Below are 17,351 nucleotides of genomic sequence, written 5' to 3' on the forward strand. Positions count from 1 at the left end.
CGTGGAAGCCGCGGCCCTGCCTGTTTCGTCGAGGCTACTGACGCACGCCGGCGTAAATCTGCTCCACGTAGTCGTCGAAATCGGCCAGCACCTGCGCCCGCTTGATCTTCAGCGACGGGGTCAGGTGCCCCGATGCTTCCGTGAAGTCGGACGGGATGATCCGGAAGGACTTGATCCCTTCCGCCTGCGAGACGGTCTGGTTGGCGCGGTCGATGAGCGACTGGACCGCCTCCTTCACCACTTCGTGGTCGGCTGCCTGGTCCATGGTGGTGTCGGCCGGCAGGTTGTGGCGGTCCAGCCAGCCGGGCAGGGCCTCCTCGTCCAACGTGATGAGCGCGGAGATAAACGGCCGGTTGTCGCCGATCACCACGCACTGGGAGACCAGCGCATCGGCGCGGATCTGGTCTTCAAGCAGGGCCGGGACGACGTTCTTGCCGCTGGCGGTGACGATGATTTCCTTCTTCCGGCCGGTGATGCGCAGGAAACCGTCAGCGTCCAGTTCGCCGATGTCTCCGGTGCGGAACCAGCCGTCTTCGAAGGCCTCGGAGGTGAGGTCGGGACGGTTGTAGTAGCCGCGCAGCACGCAGACGCCCTTGGCGAGGATCTCGCCGTCGTCGGCGATCTTGACCGCGTTTCCGGGCAGCGGAGCCCCGACCGAACCGATCTTGACCAGTTTGGGGGTGTTGACGGACACCGGGGCCGTGGTTTCGGTCAGGCCGTAGCCCTCCAGCACCAGAAGGCCGATGCCGTGGAAGAAATGCCCCAGCCGTTCGCCCAGCGGGCCGCCGCCGGAGACCGCGTGCTCGACCCGACCGCCCATCGCTTCGCGGATCTTGTGGTACACCAGCTTGTCGAAGAGCTTGTGCTTGAGCTTGAGCATCAGCGGCACCTTGCCGGCCTCGTCGGCCCGGGACCAGGCGACGGCCGTGTCCGCGGCGGCGTGGAAGATCTTGCCCTTGCCGGCATCCTCGGCCTTGAGCATGGAGTTGTTGTAGACCTTTTCGAACACCCGCGGGACAGCCAGGATGAACGTCGGGCGGTAGCTTTGCAGATCCGGCAGCAGGTTCTTGATGTCCGGCGTATGCGCCACGGTGGCACCCGCGGCGACGCACAGGACGGAGATAAACCGGGCGAAGACGTGGGCCAGCGGCAGGAACATGATGGTCTGCGCGCCCTCGTGGGCGACGTCCGGCAGCGCCGCCGCGGCGTTCTTGGACAGCTCCACGAAATTTCCGTGGGTGAGTTCGCAGCCCTTGGGCCGGCCGGTGGTGCCGGAGGTGTAGATGATCGTGGCCAGATCGTCCAGATTCGCCGCCGTGCGGCGTTCCTCCACCGTGGCGTCGGGCACCTCCCGGCCGGCGGCGCGGAGCGCGTCCAGCGACTCCTCGCCCAATTGCCACACGTGTTTCAGGTCCTCCAAGCCTTCGTTGAGGGCGGCCTGGCGGACCTTCGCCTCATGGGAGGCGCTTTCCGCGAAGACTGCCACAGCCCCGGAGTCGCCGAGGATCCAGGCGATCTGGCTGGGGGAGGAGGTCTCATAAATCGGCACCGACACGGCGCCGGCGAACCAGATGGCGAAGTCCACCAGGGACCATTCGTAGCGGGTGCGGGCCATGATGCCCACCCGGTCGCCCGGCTGAACACCGCTGGAGACCAGCCCCTTGGCCAGCCGGGTCACATCCGCGAGGAACTCAGTGGCACGGATGTCCTGCCACGTCCCGGACGGGTCCTTGCGGGAAAACAGGGCCGGATTCGATGCCTTCTGCGCCTGTTCAACCACCAGACCGGCGATATTGGCCTCCCGCGGAACGTCAACCAGGACGGGCACGCTGTATTCGCGCACGATAGCTCCTCACTTCCTCAGCTGTGGCCAGCTCTGTATAGCCTCCCTGACGGAGGGTGCTTTTAGCCTATAACCTAAATCACAACGGATACCGGCAGGTAACCTACGAAACGGTAACGGTCGGGCCCTCCCTGGCCCGGCAGGCCCGCCGCGAGCGGCTGCCTAAGATGGTGGGGTGGAGAACAGCGCCCTGGCGGTGGGCATAGACATCGGCGGCACCAAGGTGGCGGCCGGGGCCGTCGACCGGGCCGGGCGCGTAGTGGCGGAGCTGGTCCGTCCCACGCCGGGACACGATCCGCGGCACGTGGAACACCTTATCTCGGCGATGGTGCGGGAGTTGGCTTCCGAGCACGACGTTGCCGCAGTGGGCGTCGGAGCGGCGGGGTGGATGGACCTTGCCGGGGGAACGGTTCTGTTCAGCCCGCACCTGGCGTGGCGGAATGAACCGCTGCGGGACAACCTGGAGCGGCTGCTGGCCCGGCCCGTCAAAGTGGTCAACGACGCCGACGCCGCCGCGTGGGGGGAGTTCCGCTTTGGCGCCGGGACGGGGGAGCTGCGCCTGGTCTGCATCACCTTGGGCACCGGCATCGGCGGGGCGATGGTGATGGATGGCCGGCTGGAGCGGGGCCGGTGGGGTGTTGCCGGGGAATTCGGGCACCAGGTCATTATGCCCGGCGGGCACCGCTGCGCGTGTGGAAACCGCGGCTGCTGGGAGCAATACGCCTCGGGCAACGCCCTGGGCAGGGAGGCCCGGGAGTTGGCCGCGGCGAACTCGCCCGTGGCGCAGCGTTGGCTGGAGGCCGTGGGCGGAACGGTGGCAGACATCACCGGCGCGGTGGTCACGGATCAGGCGAAACGCGCCGACCCCGCCAGCGTCCGGCTGCTGGAAGAGGCCGGCGAGTGGCTGGGGCTGGGGCTGGCCAATCTTGCCGCGGCGCTGGATCCCGGGCTGTTCGTGATCGGCGGCGGCCTGTGCGAAGCCGGGGACCTGCTGTTGGAGCCGGCCCGCCATGCGCTGCAGCGGAACCTGACCGGTCGCGGGTTCCGGCCGGTGGCTGAGGTTCGGGCGGCCGGCCTGGGACCGAAGGCGGGGATGATCGGCGCCGCGGACCTCGCCCGCGGGGCCTCCGTCTGATTCCACGGCCGGCGCTAGACGCGCGCCCCGTCGTCGTGCCCGTCGCGTTCCGTGGGCAGGCGGAAGAGCAGGTAGGCCGCAGAGGCCACGAAGAGGGCCACCAGCGCCAGCACCGCGGTGAAGGGGGCGCCCGGCCAGAACATGGCGGTCAGCAGCAGGCCCAGCGGGGCCCCCACGGCACCGATCCACGCCAGCACCAGCAGCGGCTCGCCGGCGCCCAGCGGGGCAGGTTCCGGCGGGACGTAGCCCTCGTCGTCGTCCGGTTCGGCGACGGTGTAATCGCGCGGCCCGGGCGGCGCTTCATCCGCCGGGACCTCCGGCAGGCGGTTCTCGAAGATCTCGCGCAGGCGCTGGGCATCGCCGCCGTTGCCGGCCGCGGGCCGCTCCGGGGGCATGCCGTCCGCGTTGCCGGAGTCTGTCTCTTCCAGCCGGGCGACCAGATCCTGCCAGGCGGCGTCGTCCCGGTCCTGGTCATGCCCGGGCATGGGTTGCTCCCGTCTGCCCCGGAGACGCGGCCGCAGTGGCGTGAATGAATTCGGCGGACCGGCGGTAGATCAGCTCGGCGTCGTGGTCCATGGTGGCCACGTGATAGCTGTCCGCCAGCGGCACCACCTCCAGCCGGTCCGTGCCAATCCGCCGCCGGAGCACATCCATGGAAGATTCCGGGACTATGTGGTCCACCGCGGAGCGGAAGACGAGCGTAGGAGCAGTGACGCGGGGCAGGTCGGCCACGACAGTCTTGAAGAGCTGGCCCAGCTGGTGCGCGGCGGCCACCGGGGTGCGTTCATAGGCACCCTCATCCATGCCCGGCTTGTTGATGTCGTTGCCAATGGCCGGCACCGACCGCAGGACGTACTTCAACAGGCCCGACAGCGGAGCGCGCCGGTCCGCGATGGTCAGACCCGGGTTGACCAGCAGCACGCCGGAGACCGGACGGTGCGCGGCCAGCCGCAACGCCAACGCTCCGCCCATGGACAGACCGGCCACGAAGACGTGGCTGCGCTCGCGGGCGAGCTCCGAAAAGGCCTGCTCGGCCGCCCCGTACCAGCTTTGCCAACGGGATGTGGCCAAGTCCTGCCACGTGGTGCCGTGGCCGGGCAGCAGCGGCAACCGTACTCCGAAGCCGGCATCGGCCAGGCTTTCCGCCCACCCCCGCATACTGCGCGGGGAACCGGTGAAACCATGCAGCAGGACGACGCCGACGCGGGAATTCGGGCCGTGCCCGGGGCTGGAAAAGACGCCGTCGGCAACAGAAGTCATGGCACTATCGTGTCATTACGGGAGCCGTTCGGCCATCAATAGCCGACCGGTTCCTTTCTCCGGCACCCCCATCCCGCGCAGCCACGCAAAGCCAAAGCTGGAGTAGAGTCTCAAGCGGTATTGGTAAAGCGGCCGGCGGCGGCGGAACGGAAAGGCACACGTGTTCTACTGGTTCATGAAGACCATCGTCGTAGGACCGGTGGTCCGGCTACTCTTCCGGCCATGGGTCAAGGGGCTGGACAACATTCCCGACAGCGGCCCCGCGGTGCTGGCCAGCAACCACCTTTCCTTCTCCGATTCGATTTTCCTGCCCCTCGCGGTGCCCCGGCCCGTGGTGTTCCTGGCCAAGAGCGAGTACTTCACCGGCAAAGGCGCCAAGGGCAAGCTCACCGCGGCTTTCTTCAGGATGACCAACCAGCTTCCAATGGACCGATCCGGCGGAGCGGCCTCGGCCACGTCCTTGCTGGCGGGACGGGACGCGCTGCAGGATGGCGGCCTGCTGGGCATCTACCCGGAGGGCACCCGGTCACCGGACGGAAAGCTATACCGCGGCAAGACCGGCGTGGCCAAGTTGGTGCTGCACACCGGGGTGCCGGTGATCCCGGTGGCGATGATCGGCACGGACAAGGTCCAGCCCATCGGCCGGCGCATCCCCAACATCCGCCGGGTGGGCATCATCATCGGCAAGCCGTTGGACTTCTCCCGCTACAAGGGGCTGGAAGACGACCGGTTCATCCAGCGTTCGGTCACCGACGAGATCATGTACGAGATCATGCGGCTCTCCGGCCAGGAATACGTCGATTCGTACGCCAGTACGGTCAAGGCCAAGCTGACCGCCCGCAAACCGGCCAAGGCCGAAAACCAGCGCCACGCCGCCGTCGGCCTGCCGCCGGAGCAACCGGAACCTCCGAAGGCCAAAGCGCCCGGCGCCATCACGGTCATCGGCGGAGCGGACCCCGCCGCGGGACGGGAGCCGGCCGCCGCCGCAGGGCCTGAGCCTGCCGCCGCCTGGTTGGGGCAGGAACAGCCCGAGGCGGACGGGCAGGCTGCCGGCCACGCCGCAGCGGCCACGCCCTCCGGCGCCCTGCCCGACAGCCTGTCCGGCAGCGCGTCCGGCAGCGCGTCCGACAGCGCTGCCGGGCACACCGGTGGAGCTGGCGCGGCCGCTGCGGAAGGACCGAAGGCCGCCGGCCTCCCGGACGCCGGGGGAGCAGTCCCGCGATCCGGCCGGAAGGGCCGGCGCTGACGCCCGTCGGAATGTGACGCCCGTGTGGCGGCCCATGACCCCTGCACGTGAAGCCAGCGAAGCCGCAGGTCTACGATTGAAGGGTGACCGATACAACCTTCATTTCTTCCGTTCCCGACCAGCTGCCGACGGCAGCAGACTATCCCGGTCTGGATGACTGGCGAGAGCTGCCGGTGGTGCAGCAGCCCACCTGGCACGATCCCTCGGTCTACGCGTCCTCCGTTGCCGAGCTAAACTCCCTGCCGCCGCTGGTCTTTGCCGGGGAAGTCGACGTCCTGCGGGAGCGTCTGGCCCTGGCCGCCGACGGCAAGGCGTTCCTGCTCCAGGGCGGGGACTGCGCCGAAACCTTCGGCGCGGCCACCGCCGACAAGATCAGTGCCCGCGTCAAGACCATCCTGCAGATGGCCGTGGTGCTCACCTACGGCGCCTCGCTGCCCGTGATCAAGATGGGCCGGATGGCCGGGCAGTTCGCGAAGCCCCGCTCGTCCAACGACGAAACCCGTGAAGGCGTGACCCTGCCGGCCTACCGCGGCGACATGGTCAATGGCTTCGAATTCACCCCCGAGTCCCGGGCCCACGATGCCAGCCGGATGGTGCAGGCCTACCACACGTCCGCTTCCACCCTGAACCTGATTCGGGCTTTCACCCAGGGCGGTTTCGCCGACCTGCGCCTGGTGCACCACTGGAACAAGGGCTTCACGGCCAACCCGGCGCATTCGCGCTACGAGTCACTGGCACGCGAAATCGACCGCGCCGTGAAGTTCATGGATGCCTGCGGCGCCGACTTCGACGCCCTCAAGCGGGTCGAGTTCTTCGCCAGCCACGAGGCGCTGGTGCTGGACTACGAGCGCGCGCTGACCCGCATCGATTCGCGGACGGGACTGCCCTACAACACCTCGGGGCATTTCCTCTGGATCGGTGAACGCACCCGCCAGCTGGACGGCGCCCACGTGGACTTCCTGTCCCGGGTGCGGAACCCCATCGGCGTCAAGCTGGGCCCGACCACGTCCGCCGACGACGCCCTGCGGCTGATCGACAAACTGGATCCCGAGCGCGAGCCGGGCAGGCTGACCTTCATCACGCGGATGGGTGCCGGCAACATCCGCCACAAGCTGCCGGAGCTCGTAAAGCGGGTCACCGAGAGCGGCGCCAAGGTGCTCTGGGTGACCGACCCCATGCACGGCAACACGGTCACCTCGCCCAACGGCTACAAGACCCGGAACTTCGACGACGTCATCGAGGAGGTGCGCGGCTTCTTCGACGTGCACCACGAACTGGGCACCTTCCCGGGCGGCCTGCACGTGGAAATGACCGGCGACGACGTGGCGGAGTGCCTGGGCGGCGCCGATCCCATCGATCAGAACGCCTTCCTGGACCGCTACGAGTCCGTCTGCGACCCGCGGCTGAACCACATGCAGTCCCTGGAGATGGCGTTCCTGGTGGCGGGAGCGCTCTCCCGCCAGCGGTAGCCCGCCGCACGCCCGCCGTCCCGCGCTGCTCAGGACCGGGACGAGATGGAAGGCCCGGAACCAGGTGAACAGGTTCCGGGCCTTCCGGCCGTCAGCGGACGCGGGCGGCGTGAGCGTCCGTCCGCCGGCTCAGGCTCTTGCTCGCGCCCGGGACGGCATCACACCACGGTCAGGGTGATGACCGATCCCTCCGGCAGCGACCCGCTGTCCGGGTCCTGCGTCCGCACGGTGCCGAAGAAGCCGCCGAGGAACTCCTTGACCTTCACCTCGAAGCCCAGGTCCTCCAGCGCGCGCTTCGCGTCGTCGACCTGCCGGCCCACGGTGTCCGGGACCTCGACCATCCGCGGGCCCTTGGAGAGCGTCAGCGTCACGGTGTCGCCGCGGATGACCTGTCCTTCGGCCGGCGTCTGCGCCGCGACCGAGCCGGCCGGGACGTTGCGGTCGAACACGGCCTCCGGGGCCACCGCCACCTTCAGGCCGGCGCCTTCCAGGGCTGCGGCGGCGTCGGACTGCGGCTGGCCCACCACCTGCGGCACGCTGAACGGCTTCGGCCCCTTGGAGACCGTGAGCCCGACGGCGGTGCCGCGCCGCAGTTGTTCGCCCTCGCCGGGTTTGTGGCCGAGAACGGTACCCGCCGCTGCTTCTTCGTCGTACTTCTCCTTGACATCACCGGCGGCCAGCCCGGCCTCCTCCAGCGCGGCGGTGGCCTCTTCCACGCTCATGCCCGCCAACGCGGGCACGCCGAAGAGCTCCGGGCCCTTCGAGACCACGAGGGCCACCTGCTCGAAGCGGCGGACTTCGACGGGCGCATCGGGTTCCGTGCCGACGGCTACCCCCGCGGCCAGCTTCTCGTCGAAGACTTCCTTGAGCGTGTACTCCAACCCCTGTTCCCGGAGCATGCCCTCGGCTTCGGCCACCGGCTTGCCGGCGACGTCGGGCACGGAAACAATGGCGCCGGGCCCCATGCCGAAGAACCACCCTGCGGCTGCGACCAAGGCGGCCAGGATGGCCAGCACGACAATCCAGATGATGCCCTGGCGCCGGGGATTTCCGCGGCGCAGGTTCTGTTCGGGACGCCGCGATTGGCGGGCGAGTTCCCGCTGGCGCTTCTTGGATTCGCGGGCGGAGAGCGGGCGCTGCTGGCCGACCGGTGCCGCCGCGGCGGCCTCGCCGGCGCTGAAAACCTGCGTGTGGTTTGCGGAGCGGGAAATGACGGTGGTGCGGTGCGGATCGGACGGGATGACCTGGGTGGATGATGTTCCCGCAGGCTCGGCCCGGGGTGGCCGTGCATCCAGCTGGGCGTCGCTGAGGGATTTGTGCACGTGCCGCAGTTCACCCAGCAGCGCTGCGGCGTCCACCGGCCGCTGGTCCGGATCGGACCCGGTGCACCAGAGCACCAGTTCGTCGAGATCGGGAGCCAGCCCGGGAACCAGGGTCGACGGCGCAGGGACGGTGGAATTGACGTGCTGGAATGCCACCTGGATCGGCACGTCGCCGGTGAACGGCTGACGACCGGTCAGCATCTCGAACAGCATGATGCCGACCGAGTAGACATCGCTGCGTTCGTCGGACGCGGTGCCGGTGACCAATTCGGGCGGCAGGTACGCCACCGTCCCGATCAGGGACCCGGTGTTGGTGCTGGTGGTCACGGCGCGTGCCAGGCCGAAGTCTCCGAGCTTGACCCGGCCGTCGTCGGACATCAGCACGTTCTCCGGCTTGATGTCGCGGTGCACCAGACCGGCGGCGTGCGCTGCGGCGAGCCCCTCGATCACAGGATCAAGGACAGCCAGGGCATGCCGCGGCGTCAGCGGAGCGGACTCGTCGAGCAGGTCCCGCAGCGTGTGTCCGGGCACGTATTCCATCGCGAGGTAGGCGACGTTGCCGTCGATGCCCTGGTCGTAGACGCCCACCACGTGGGGGTGTGAGAGCCTGGCCGCGGACTTGGCCTCGCGTTCAAACCGTTCCAGGAAGCCGGCGTCTTCGGCCAGGTAGGGATAGAGGACCTTGAGCGCCACATCGCGGTCCAGCCGGGTGTCGGACGCCAGGTAAACGGTGGACATCCCGCCGCGCGCCAGGCGCGAGGCAACCCGGTAGCGCCCGTCGATCAGGGCGCCGACCAGTGAATCAGTTGCCGGTTGCACTCTATGATCCTAAGTCCGATGAGCGAAAGGACCCGAATCCACACCGGGGTTCGGGTCCTTTTGCCACGGGGGCGGTGGCCGCTAGAACTTCTTCATGTGCGATTTCACCGCGGCCACGTAGGCCTTCGTGTCGTTGTACATGCCGTACGTCATCACGCCGTACTGGCCCTGGTAGTAGGACGCAATGGCGATGTCCAGGGACGGGCTGGTGCTCACCAGGGACCGGATGATCGCTACGCCGGCGGTTGCGTTGTCGTAGGGGTCCAGCAGGTTGAGCTTGCGGCCCACCAGGGTCGAGGCCCACTCGCCCGAGGACGGAATGACCTGCATGGCGCCGATCGCGTTGGCCGGCGACACGGCGTCCTGCTGGAAGCCGGATTCCTGGTAGGCGTGCGCCAGGGCGAGCCGCGGGTCCACCCCCATCTTGACGGCCGTCTCGGCGATGATGTCTTTCATCTGCGCCTGGGTGGGCTGCGGGGTGGAGAGCAGCAGGCGCTTGTTCTCGTTCGCCTTGCCCACCACGGCGGCCGGGTAGGTGTAGTGCAGGAAGGTACTGGGAACCAGCGGCTGGGCCGACGCGGTCCCCACAGTCGACGTCGTGGTTTGCGCACCGCCGGGGACACTGATCTTCTGGCCCGGGTGGATGATCGACGTCGACTTCAGGCCGCTGGACTGCAGCAGGCTGGACAGGGTCACGTTCAGCTTGGCGGCAATGCCGGAAAGCGTATCGCCGGACTTGACCGTATAGCTGCCCGCGCCGGTGGCTGCGCCGTTGTTGGCCGGGGCCTTGGACGACGCCGACGCGCTGGTAACCGACGAACCGCTCACCTTAATTTTCTGGCCCGGGTAAATGACCGAGGTGACCTTGAGGTTGTTGGCGGAGAGGACGGCGCCCAGGCTCATGCCGTGGCGGGCGGCGATGCCGGAGAGGGTATCGCCCGGCCTGACCGTGTAGCTGCCGGTGCCGGAGGGCGCGACCGACGTGGTGGAAGGTTTCGCCTGCGCGGCCGGGGCGGAGGCGCTGGAGGCCTTGGCCGCGCCGTTGACCGAGATCTTCTGGCCCGGGTAGATGATCGAGCTGATCTTGAGGTTGTTGGCGGAGAGGAGGGCGCCCAAACCCATGCCGTGCTTGGCGGCAATCCCGGAGAGGGTATCGCCCGACTTGACCGTGTAGCTGCCGGTACCGGCGACGGTTTTGGTGGAAGGTTTCGCACGGGTAACGGTTGAGGCGGCCGAGACCTGGGCGGCGCCGCCGTTGACCGAGATCTTCTGGCCCGGGTAGATGATCGAGCTGATCTTGAGGTTGTTGGCCGAGAGCACGGCGCCCAGGCTCATGCCGTGCTTGGCGGCGATGCCGGAGAGGGTATCGCCGGACCTGACGGTGTAGCTGCCGGAACCCGACGAGGACTGCTTCGCGGCGTTGCCGGAGGACTTGGCGGCCGAGCCGCCCAGCTTGATCTTCTGCCCCGGGTGAATGATGGTGCTGGCACTGAGGCCGTTCAGCGACAGTACCTTCTGCGTGGAGAGGCCGTACCGGGCCGCGATGCCGCTGATCGTCTCGCCGGCCCTCACCGTATGGACGGCGGGAGTGTTCTGCGCCCGCAGGGAAGCGGGCAATCGGGCGGCAACCTGGGAAGCGGGAATGAAAGCGGTCGCCGGAACCGTAACGCCCGGAATCGCCGCCTTGGGCTGCAGCGCAGAGCGCGGCGGCAGCTCGGCTGCCTGGGCCGGCATGGCCAAGGCAGCGGAGGACAGCACGACGGCGGGAATCGCCGCGGTTGCTGCCGCGGACAGTAGTACCCGGCGGGGCTGGCTGCGGTCGTTGCGCGTGATCGGGCGCTGATCGGTCATTGGTGTCCCTCATCCTTGTTCTGCGGCCTGGCGAGCGTCCCCCAACGGGCCGCACAGTGGTACTGGTGTGCCGTTTGTTATCGATGTGAAAGCTGTTACTCAAGTGAATTTACACTATTGACGCATAACACAAAAGCCATCGGCGGAGAATGAAGAATGAAGGCGGCGTGTCGAAAAGGAAATGGCTCCCCGGGGGCCGCCATGGCACCCTTATACGGTGAGTGAACTTGAAGAACTGATTACCGACTGGCTGCCCCTTCCCGACGTCGCCGAACAACTGGACGTCTCCATTAAAAAGGTGCACGCCCTGCTCGAAGAACGCGCCTTGGTGGAGGCGCGCGTGGGGGAGCGCAGGATCCGCTCGGTGCCGGCGGCGTTCCTGGTCGGCGGGACCGTGCTCGAAAGCCTCAAGGGGACCCTGGCGGTGCTGTCCGACGCCGGCTACAGCGATGAGGAAGCCCTGGTCTGGCTCTTCACCGCCGATGACTCGCTGCCCGGCCGGCCCATCGACGCGCTGCGCGAGGGCCGCAAAACCGAGATCCGCCGCCGCGCCCAGGCGCTCGGCTGGTAGGGACCCGGTAGCCGGCGCAATTGCTCAACCCGCGGGGGTCGGGCCCCGGGCTGCCGGCTCAGGCGCTGCGGCGCACCGCTGCGTCGGCCAGCATGCCCAGGGCCTGCCGCACACCGTCGGCCACCGGCAGGGCCGCCAGGGCCGCCTCGACCGCGGCGGTCCGGTCGGCAATCATTTGCTCGGCGGCAGCCAGGGCGCCGCTTCCGGTGATCAGGTCCCGCAGTTCTTCCACCGCCGCGTCCGAGAGTTCCGGTGAACCGAGCCGCGTCTCCAGCAGGGCGCGTTCGGCCGGCGTGCAGTGGTTGAGCGTGTGCGCAATCAGGACCGTGCGTTTGCCTTCCCGCAGGTCGTCCCCGGCCGGCTTGCCGGTGGTGGCCGGATCGCCGAACACGCCCAGCACGTCGTCGCGGATTTGGAAGGCCTCGCCCAAGGGCAGCGAGAATGCCTCGTAGGCCTCCAGCAGGCCGGTAGAAGCGCCGGCCAGCGCACCGCCCACGCTCAGGGGATGCACGGTGGAGTACTTGGCCGACTTGTAGCGGAGGATCTGCAGCGCGCGGTCCACGGCGGCTTCGGCCGGGCGCCCCGGTCCGGCAGCTTCCTCCAGCAGGTCCAGATACTGCCCGGCCATGACCTCCGCGCGCATGCGGTTGAAAATTGCGCGGGCCGGCGTTCCTGACGCGGACTCCGCCCCGATGCCGGCAAAGACTTCTTCGCTGAGGGACAGGCAGAGGTCGCCGGCCAGCAGGGCGGCGGCCTGCCCGTAGCGCTCGGCGTCCAGCGCCCAGCCGTTGAGCCGGTGCTGCTGCTCGAACCGCCGGTGCACGCTCGGGCTGCCCCGCCGGGTGTCCGAGCGGTCGATGATGTCGTCGTGGATCAGTGCCGCGGCCTGGAAGAGCTCCAGCGCGACTCCCGCCTGAACGGCCTGGCCGGCGAGCACGGACCCCCCTGCCCCGCGCCAGCCCCAGTAGGCCAACAGCGCCCGAAGGCGCTTGCCGCCCGCGGTGAGGTCGGTGATGGCCTCCACCAGCGGTGCCGCGTCCGGAGCCGCATCCTGCAGCAGGTCCTTCTGTCCGGCCAGGAACTCCCGGAGCAATCCGGCCACGGCCTGCCGGAAGTCTTCCTGTTCCGCCGCGCTCGTTGTGGTCGCAGAGGGTTCCATGCCGTTACCTCCGGTCTGCCCGTGCGGGGAGGGATTCGTCAGGGCGGTACAGCATGCGGCGGAGCTCCTCGCGGTGGTACTGATGTCTGCAGCCAGTCTAGACAATCCGGCCGGGCCGCCGGGCCGCCCGCCCGCAGCATCGGCGGCACCGCAGGCGGCAGCCAGCCTACGATAGTGCTGTGACCTCCCCGGACCAGAACAACTGCACCATTCTCCACGTGGACATGGACGCCTTTTTCGTGGGTGTGGAGTTGCTGGAGCGGCCGGAGCTGGTCGGGCAGCCGGTCATCGTGGGATCCGCCTCGGGCCGGGCGGTGGTGCTCTCGGCGTCGTACGAGGCCCGCAAATACGGTGTCCGCTCGGCGATGCCGATGGCCCGGGCCCGCATGCTGTGCCCGCAGGCGCTCATCATTGAACCCAGCCACGGCAAGTACCAGCAGGCCTCGACCCGGATCATGGCGATCTTCCGGGAAATCACGCCGTACGTGGAACCGCTCAGCGTCGACGAAGCCTTCCTCGATGTGGCCGGTGCCCGCCGGCGGCTGGGCGAACCGCTGGAGATCGGCGCGCTGATCCGCCGTAGGATCTCGTCCGAGCTGGGACTGACCGCGACGGTGGGCATCGCCACGACCAAGTTCGTGGCCAAGATAGCCTCCACGCACGCCAAGCCGGACGGCCTGCTGCTCATACCCGAGGCCGAGACGGTCGACTTCCTGCATTCCCTGCCGGTGGGGGCCCTCTGGGGAGTCGGCGCCAAGACGCGGGAGGTCCTGGCCCGCGTTGGGATCCGTACCGTTGCCGACGTGGCGCACACGCCGCCCGCGGCGCTGCACCGCGTCCTGGGCGCCACCGGCGACCACGTCCATCGGCTGGCCTGGGGAATGGACGACCGGGCGGTCACCCCTGAACGGGTGGAGAAAAGCGTAGGTGCCGAAGAAACCTTCGAAAAGGACGTCGACGACGACGAGGTGCTCGAGCGCGAGCTCCTGCGGCTGGCCTACCGGACGGCCGCCAGGCTCCGCGCCGGGAACATGCGCGCCGGAACCATAGCGTTGAAACTCAGATATTCCGACTTCACCACCTTGAACCGGTCACGGAAGCTGCCGGCGCCCTCGAACAGTGCCCAGCAGTTGCAGGCCGCCGCTGCGGCGCTTTTGTCGGCCCTCGGCGAGCGGCCGCAGGCGGTCCGGCTCATCGGGTTGCGGGCGGAGCAGTTGGAGGACGCCGGCCGGGGCGGCCAGCAGTTGAGCTTCGACGGCCACGAAGACACGTGGCACAGCGCCGAACAGGCCCTGGACGAGGTGAACCGGAAGTTCGGCGGCGCGGGGATTGTGCCTGCCTCGCTGCTGAAGTCCGGGCCCCGCAAGCCGGCGGAGCAGGGCCCGGAATCCCGCCGCCGGCCGGGCCGGGGCCAGGGTGCGTGAAATCGGGGCGGGTGGGATCACAGGTGGGTCATCGTGGCTTTTGATTGCAGGCTTTGCGCTCTATTCTTAGTAGCAGAGGTCAATTCGGTTCCGGTTGGTTTCAGGAACTCTTGTCCCGCGGAGTTCGTTGTACGCTATGCACCCTTGGGGGACTGGAACAAAGGAGGCTCAGATGCCACTCTCAGAGCATGAACAGCGGCTGCTGGAACAACTGGAGCAGCAGTTGCATGCTGATGACCCGAAGTTTGCCAGCCACATGGAATCGGCCAGCGGCCGATCGTTGTCGACGCGCCACATCGTCGTGGGCTCACTCGTCGCGATTGCCGGAATCCTGGTCCTGCTCACCGGCATCCTCAGCCAGATCATCGCCGTCGGAGTCCTGGGATTCGTCATCATGGGTGCCGGCGTCTACTGGGCCACCACGCGTCGCGCCGGGGCAGGGTCGCCGCGGGCGACCGGCACCAGGCAGACTTCTTCATCGAAGGGCGGCTTCATGGCCAGCCTCGAGGAGCGGTGGGACGAGCGGCATCACGGCGAAGACCGCTGACATAAGACCCTGCCGCCGGAGCAGCCGTTGAGGCTCCTCCACTTCGCCCCACCCGGCGGCTAGCGGCCGAAAGGCACGAAGGCAAGACCCGTCAAACGTCGGGTCTTTTCGTGTTTAAAGGCCCCGTGTGGGCCGGATCCGGCCCGTTTCCCGGCGCAACGGCCGCTTCGGCCGGCCTGGACGCGATCCAACAGGAAACTTCTACTGCCGGGGTTCCCCCGGCCCTCCACTTTCCCTCCACTCTGCTCCACCCGCCTGCTTCCGCGCCCCCACGCGGAGGGCGCCGAACATTTCCAGCTACAAAAGGGGCCGGAAGTAGTTGACTGTGGCGTGATGTGGAGTAAAGTGGAGGACATAAGAGGGTAGTGGTGACGCAGGGGGCGACGGTCTCCTCCAATCGGCAGGGCGGTGGCGATGTTCCTCGGGACACACTCGCCGCGGCTCGACGAGAAGGGGCGCCTGATACTTCCCGCAAAGTTCCGCGAGGAGCTTGCCGATGGACTCGTCCTGACGAGAGGCCAGGAGCGTTGCGTCTACGTCTTCAGCCAGAAGGAATTCGAGCGGGTTCACGAGGAGATGCGGAAGGCTCCGATATCTTCCCGCCACGCCCGTGACTACATTCGCGTCTTTCTGTCAGGAGCCTCTGACGAAGTTCCGGATAAGCAGGGCCGGGTCACCATCCCGCCGGCACTGCGGACCTATGCAGGGCTGGACCGGGAGCTGGCGGTCATCGGTGCGGGAACCCGCGCTGAGATCTGGGATGCCCGGGCCTGGGACGACTACCTCCAGGAGCAGGAAACCGCCTTCTCCGAAACAGACGAAGACGTATTGCCCGGAGTCTTTTGACCCCGGGACGACAAACAGCACACGCGGCACGGACGTTCTTGGATGAGATCTCCAGCCGCCCGGCAGGTCCAACCTGGCTCACCTTCCCCGGAGCCAGGCGGGACAGGCCAGGCGCGGATGGGGATCTGGTTCAAGGACTTTCGGACTTAAAGACTCCAGCGACCAACCGGTCCCGGGCACCAGCAGGAAAGAAGGCTTCAGGATGAACAGCGAGCGGCCGGCAGGGGAGCGCCACATTCCGGTGCTCCGCGACCGCTGCATCAACCTGCTCGCCCCGGCCGTCGAACGTGCGGTGGCCGAACGCGGCCGCGCCGTCGTCGTCGATGCGACGCTCGGCATGGGCGGGCATTCGGAGGCCTTGCTGCAGCGTTTTCCGCAGCTGCATCTGATCGGGATCGACCGGGACGAACAGGCGCTGGCGTTGGCCGGAGAGCGGCTGCGCCGCTTCGCGGAGCGCACCGATCTGGTTCACGCGGTGTACGACGAGATCGCCGACGCGGTTGACGACCTCGGCGTCGGCCAGATCGACGGCGCGCTGTTCGACCTGGGCGTCTCCTCGCTCCAGCTGGACGAGCGGGACCGCGGCTTCGCCTATTCCTACGACGCGCCCCTGGACATGCGGATGGACACCAGCCGGGGCATGACTGCCGCGGACATTGTCAACACGTATGCCGAGGCGGACCTGGTGCGCATCATCCGGCGCTGGGGCGAAGAGAAGTTCGCCGGACGCATCGCCTCCAGCATTGTGGCAGCCCGCGACGAGGCGCCGCTGACCACCACGGGCCAACTCGTGGACGCGATCCGCAAGGTCGTGCCGGCTGCTGCGGCGCGGACCGGCGGCCATCCGGCGAAACGCACCTTCCAGGCACTGCGGATCGAGGTCAACGAGGAGCTGGACGTGCTCGAGCGGGCCTTGCCGGCCGCCATCGACGTGCTGGCGCTGGGCGGCCGGATCGTCGTGATGTCCTACCACTCGCTGGAGGACAAGATCACCAAGGCCGTTTTCGGACAGCTCTCGAAGTCATCCGCACCCCGCGGGTTCCCCGTCGAGCTGGAAGAACACAAGCCGCAGCTGAAGACCCTGACCAAGGGCACCGAAGTGCCGACGGCGGCAGAGATTGCAGAAAACCCGCGGGCGGCGTCGGCCAAGCTGCGGGCGGTAGAACGGATCCGGAACAGGAGCGCAAAATGAGTGCCAGTGCCCACGCGGCCCGTCCCGACCAGCATCAGTACGTGCACGGCAGTGCCGTGCCGGCCCGGGGTCCCGCAGCGGCGCCCCGGCAGGCCCCCCGCCGCACCCCGCTCTCCGTCGTACCCAACAGCCCGACGCGCAAGCGCGTGCCGTTCGCCCTGTTCTGCTTCACGGTTCTGGTGCTCGCGCTCGGCAGCGTCCTGATGCTGAACATCTCGGTCTCCAGCGGGCAGTACAAACTGGTGGAGCTGCGCAACGAGCAGGTCTCCCTGGCCCAGGCGAACGAAAAACTGACACAGCAACTCGAAAACCACCAGGCTCCCCAGAATCTTGCCGCGAAGGCGGCAGAATTGGGGATGGTAACGTCTCCGTCGGTCGGCTCCATCAATCTGGAGAGCCAGAAGGTCACCGGGAAGCCGAAGGCGGCGGAACCAGGCGCAGCCCCGGAGCTGTTGGTGGCCCAGCCGGAAAATCCGGTCCAGAAGCCGGCCGCGAAGGATGAAGCCGGGAAGAAGGACGGCGCCCCCGCGGCGGCGAAGGAACCGGCGAAACCTGCTGCCGCTGCTGAAGCCGGTGCAGAAGGAAGCGCGGCACCGAAACCCGCCGAAAAGCAGCTGAACGGCGGCAGCATCCCGGCGCCGAAGCAACAGACAGGCCAGTAATCGCC

General features: G+C 68.1%; 14 protein-coding genes and 1 pseudogene. 9 read left to right on the forward strand and 6 right to left on the reverse strand.

The window, feature by feature from the left end; all coding sequences use genetic code 11:
* Positions 1-34: 34 nt before the first annotated feature.
* On the reverse strand, positions 35-1,843 hold the full coding sequence (locus AC5RVV_RS00155) for an AMP-dependent synthetase/ligase (protein WP_493999449.1): 1,809 nt from the start codon (positions 1,841-1,843) through the stop codon (positions 35-37).
* A 175-nt stretch (positions 1,844-2,018) separates the two neighbouring features.
* On the opposite strand from AC5RVV_RS00155, the gene AC5RVV_RS00160 reads away from it, so the two are divergent.
* Complete coding sequence (locus AC5RVV_RS00160) at positions 2,019-2,978, forward strand: ROK family glucokinase (protein ID WP_493999450.1); 960 nt, start codon at positions 2,019-2,021, stop codon at positions 2,976-2,978.
* A gap of 14 nt (positions 2,979-2,992) precedes the next feature.
* Here the strand turns inward: AC5RVV_RS00160 and AC5RVV_RS00165 are convergent, their stop codons facing one another.
* The gene (locus tag AC5RVV_RS00165) at positions 2,993-3,463 is read right to left on the reverse strand and encodes a hypothetical protein (RefSeq protein ID WP_493999451.1); all 471 of its coding nucleotides are present in this window, start codon (positions 3,461-3,463) and stop codon (positions 2,993-2,995) included.
* Positions 3,450-4,238, reverse strand: a complete 789-nt coding sequence (locus AC5RVV_RS00170; RefSeq protein WP_493999452.1) for an alpha/beta hydrolase — start codon at positions 4,236-4,238, stop codon at positions 3,450-3,452. The genes AC5RVV_RS00165 and AC5RVV_RS00170 overlap by 14 nt, the downstream gene beginning before the upstream one ends.
* Before the next feature lie 160 nt (positions 4,239-4,398).
* Here AC5RVV_RS00170 and AC5RVV_RS00175 point away from each other — a divergent pair.
* Positions 4,399-5,085 (forward strand): annotated as a pseudogene (locus tag AC5RVV_RS00175) (lysophospholipid acyltransferase family protein); the annotation flags it as partial.
* A 482-nt stretch (positions 5,086-5,567) separates the two neighbouring features.
* On the forward strand, positions 5,568-6,953 hold the full coding sequence (locus AC5RVV_RS00180; RefSeq protein WP_493999453.1) for a class II 3-deoxy-7-phosphoheptulonate synthase: 1,386 nt from the start codon (positions 5,568-5,570) through the stop codon (positions 6,951-6,953).
* Between the two features lie 158 nt (positions 6,954-7,111).
* Here AC5RVV_RS00180 and pknB read toward each other — a convergent pair whose 3' ends face one another.
* Together pknB and AC5RVV_RS00190 are read right to left on the reverse strand one after the other, a co-directional pair.
* Complete coding sequence (pknB, locus tag AC5RVV_RS00185; protein ID WP_493999454.1) at positions 7,112-9,094, reverse strand: Stk1 family PASTA domain-containing Ser/Thr kinase; 1,983 nt, start codon at positions 9,092-9,094, stop codon at positions 7,112-7,114.
* 81 nt (positions 9,095-9,175) lie between these two features.
* The gene (locus tag AC5RVV_RS00190; RefSeq protein WP_493999455.1) at positions 9,176-10,945 is read right to left on the reverse strand and encodes a LysM peptidoglycan-binding domain-containing protein; all 1,770 of its coding nucleotides are present in this window, start codon (positions 10,943-10,945) and stop codon (positions 9,176-9,178) included.
* Positions 10,946-11,126: 181 nt separating this feature from the next.
* On the opposite strand from AC5RVV_RS00190, the gene AC5RVV_RS00195 reads away from it, so the two are divergent.
* Positions 11,127-11,516 (forward strand): Rv2175c family DNA-binding protein, encoded by a 390-nt coding sequence (locus AC5RVV_RS00195; RefSeq protein ID WP_493999456.1) that lies wholly within the window; start codon positions 11,127-11,129, stop codon positions 11,514-11,516.
* Between the two features lie 58 nt (positions 11,517-11,574).
* Here AC5RVV_RS00195 and AC5RVV_RS00200 read toward each other — a convergent pair whose 3' ends face one another.
* A complete protein-coding gene (locus AC5RVV_RS00200; RefSeq protein WP_493999457.1) occupies positions 11,575-12,675 on the reverse strand; it encodes a polyprenyl synthetase family protein in 1,101 nt (366 codons plus the stop codon).
* Positions 12,676-12,899: 224 nt separating this feature from the next.
* On the opposite strand from AC5RVV_RS00200, the gene dinB reads away from it, so the two are divergent.
* From dinB to ftsL, 5 genes are all read left to right on the forward strand, one after another.
* Positions 12,900-14,099 carry a DNA polymerase IV gene (dinB, locus tag AC5RVV_RS00205; protein WP_494001239.1) on the forward strand — a complete coding sequence of 400 codons (1,200 nt, stop codon included), beginning with the start codon at positions 12,900-12,902 and terminating at the stop codon, positions 14,097-14,099.
* A gap of 172 nt (positions 14,100-14,271) precedes the next feature.
* Positions 14,272-14,646, forward strand: a complete 375-nt coding sequence (locus AC5RVV_RS00210) for an SCO2097 family morphological protein (protein ID WP_493999458.1) — start codon at positions 14,272-14,274, stop codon at positions 14,644-14,646.
* Positions 14,647-15,060: 414 nt separating this feature from the next.
* Complete coding sequence (mraZ, locus tag AC5RVV_RS00215) at positions 15,061-15,492, forward strand: division/cell wall cluster transcriptional repressor MraZ (RefSeq protein ID WP_494001240.1); 432 nt, start codon at positions 15,061-15,063, stop codon at positions 15,490-15,492.
* 202 nt (positions 15,493-15,694) lie between these two features.
* Positions 15,695-16,684, forward strand: a complete 990-nt coding sequence (gene rsmH, locus AC5RVV_RS00220) for a 16S rRNA (cytosine(1402)-N(4))-methyltransferase RsmH (protein ID WP_493999459.1) — start codon at positions 15,695-15,697, stop codon at positions 16,682-16,684.
* On the forward strand, positions 16,681-17,346 hold the full coding sequence (ftsL, locus tag AC5RVV_RS00225) for a cell division protein FtsL (RefSeq protein ID WP_493999460.1): 666 nt from the start codon (positions 16,681-16,683) through the stop codon (positions 17,344-17,346). Before rsmH ends, ftsL begins: the two co-directional genes overlap by 4 nt.
* Positions 17,347-17,351 lie beyond the last annotated feature (5 nt).

This window comes from Arthrobacter sp. MDT2-34-1, assembly GCF_059091365.1.